Annotated in this window: 2 protein-coding genes; both read left to right on the top strand. The window is 73.7% G+C overall.

The genetic code is table 11. The annotated features are described in order from the left end of the window. Window positions 1-1,624 (top strand): urease subunit alpha (locus DD1DGNOD_RS06670; RefSeq protein ID WP_131769681.1); only part of this gene is annotated, 1,624 nt, incomplete at its 5' end. Between the two features lie 13 nt (window positions 1,625-1,637). Next, on the top strand, window positions 1,638-2,363 hold the full coding sequence (locus DD1DGNOD_RS06665) for an urease accessory protein UreF (RefSeq protein ID WP_131765716.1): 726 nt from the start codon (window positions 1,638-1,640) through the stop codon (window positions 2,361-2,363). The last annotated feature ends 5 nt before the right edge of the window (window positions 2,364-2,368 follow it).

Genomic DNA, 2,368 nt, shown 5'->3' with positions numbered 1-2,368 from the left:
CCACAGCCGCGGACCCGCCGGTGCCGGCACCGGCGACGAGGCGGTGTTCGGCGGCGGCAAGGTGATCCGGGAGTCCATGGGGCAGGCCCGGACGTCGCGCGCCCAGGGCGCCCCGGACCTCGTCATCACCGGGGCGGTGATCCTCGACCACTGGGGTGTCGTCAAGGCCGACGTCGGCATCCGCGACGGGCGGATCGTCGCGCTCGGCAAGGCCGGCAACCCGGACATCATGGACGGCGTCCATCCGGACCTGGTCATCGGACCGGGCACGGAGATCCTCGCCGGCAACGGGAAGATCCTCACCGCGGGGGCGGTGGACTGCCACGTCCACCTGATCTGCCCGCAGCAGGTCCCCGAGGCCCTCGGCGCCGGCATCACCACGCTGATCGGCGGCGGGACCGGGCCCGCCGAGGGCACCAAGGCCACGACTGTCACCCCCGGCCCGTGGAACCTCGCCCGGATGCTGTCGGCGATGGACGCGCTGCCGGTCAACGTCGTCCTGCTCGGCAAGGGCAACACCGTGAGTGAGGACGCCCTGTGGGAGCAGCTGCGCGGCGGCGCCGCCGGCTTCAAGCTGCACGAGGACTGGGGTTCGACACCGGCGGCGATCGACGCCTGCCTGCGGGTCGCGGACGCCTCCGGGGTACAGGTCGCGCTGCACTCCGACACCCTCAACGAAGCCGGTTTCGTCGAGGACACCCTGGCCGCGATCGCCGGCCGGGCCATCCACGCCTACCACACCGAAGGTGCCGGCGGTGGGCACGCCCCGGACATCATCACCGTGGCCGCGGCCGCGAACGTCCTGCCGAGCTCCACGAACCCGACCCGCCCGCACACCGTCAACACCCTCGACGAACACCTCGACATGCTCATGGTCTGCCACCATCTGAACCCGAGCGTGCCCGAGGACCTGGCCTTCGCCGAGAGCCGGATCCGGCCGTCCACGATCGCCGCCGAGGACGTCCTGCACGACCTCGGCGCCATCTCGATGATCGGTTCGGACTCGCAGGCCATGGGACGCATCGGCGAGGTCGTGCTGCGCACCTGGCAGACCGCCCACGTGATGAAGGCCAGGCGCGGCACACTGCCCGGGGACGGGCGCGCCGACAACGCCCGCGCCCGCCGGTACGTCGCCAAGTACACGATCTGCCCGGCCGTCGCGCACGGCCTGGACGCCGAGATCGGCTCGGTGGAGCCCGGCAAGCTCGCCGACCTGGTGCTCTACGACCCGGCGTTCTTCGGCGTCCGTCCGGCCGTCGTCATCAAGGGCGGATTCGTGGCATGGGCGGCGATGGGCGACGCGAACGCGTCCATCCCCACCCCGCAGCCGGTACTGCCGCGTCCGATGTGGGGCGCGGCAGCGGGCCCGGCCGCGGCGTCGTCACTGTCGTTCGTCGCCCCCGCGGCCCTCGACGCCAGCCTGCCGGCGCGGCTCGGCCTGGCCAAGCCGATGGTCGCGGTCGCGGACGTGCGACGCCGCGGCAAGGCGGACCTGCCCGAGAACACCGCGACCCCCGACATCCAGGTCGACCCCGAGACGTTCACCGTGACCATCGACGGCGACGCCGTCGAGCCCGCTCCCGTAGCCGAACTCCCCATGGCCCAGCGCTACTTCCTGTTCTGACTGTGATGCTGTGATGCAAGGTCTGCACCGCGCGGCGTTGTTGTTACTGGCGGACGGTCGGTTGCCGGCGAGTGGCCATGCGCACTCCGGCGGGATCGAGGCCGCGACCGTCGACGGCAGCGTCACCGATCTCGGCGATCTGGAGCGGTTCCTGCGCGGACGGCTGGCCACGGCCGGCCTGGTAGCCGCCACCTTCGCCGCGGCCACCTGCCGATCGTCCCGCCGGTCGCACCCGGGTGGGAGCGTCCCGGCCAAAACCGTCGCCGCCGAGACCGTAACGGCGCTGGCCGGGGCCGTCGCCGATCTGGACGCCGAGTTGGACGCGCGGACGCCGTCACCGGCGCAACGTTCCGCCAGCCGCGCGCAGGGCCGGGCGCTGCTGCGCGCGGGCCGCGCCGCCTGGCCGGGCGTGTCCTGCCCGATCCCGGCGCCGCACCATCCGGTCGCGTTCGGCCTGGTCGCCGCGCACGCCGGCCTCTCCCCCGCCGACGCCGCGCTCGCCGTCGCCTACGGCGCGGTCAGCGGCCCCGCCTCGGCCGCGACCCGCCTGCTCGCCCTGGACCCGCTGGCGGTCACCGCCGTCCTCGCCCGCCTGTCGACCGATGTGGAGCACACCGCCGCCGAGGCGACCGCCCTGTCGAACCGCCCACCAGCGGACCTCCCCGCGACCACCGCACCCCGCCTGGAACTCCTCGCCGAACGCCACCACACCGCCGAAATCCGCATGTTCGCCTCCTGACCCGG

It is taken from the genome of Candidatus Protofrankia californiensis (assembly GCF_900634765.1).
GTDB classification, from domain to species: Bacteria; Actinomycetota; Actinomycetes; order Frankiales; family Frankiaceae; genus Protofrankia; species Protofrankia californiensis.
Note: the sequence above shows the minus strand (reverse complement) of the source record. Positions and strands in the feature narration are given on the sequence as shown.

Excerpts from the sequence above, each read along its gene's own strand:
- DD1DGNOD_RS06665 (WP_131765716.1), top strand. The coding sequence starts at position 1,638 with ATGCAAGGTCTGCACCGCGCGGCGTTGTTGTTACTGGCGGACGGTCGG.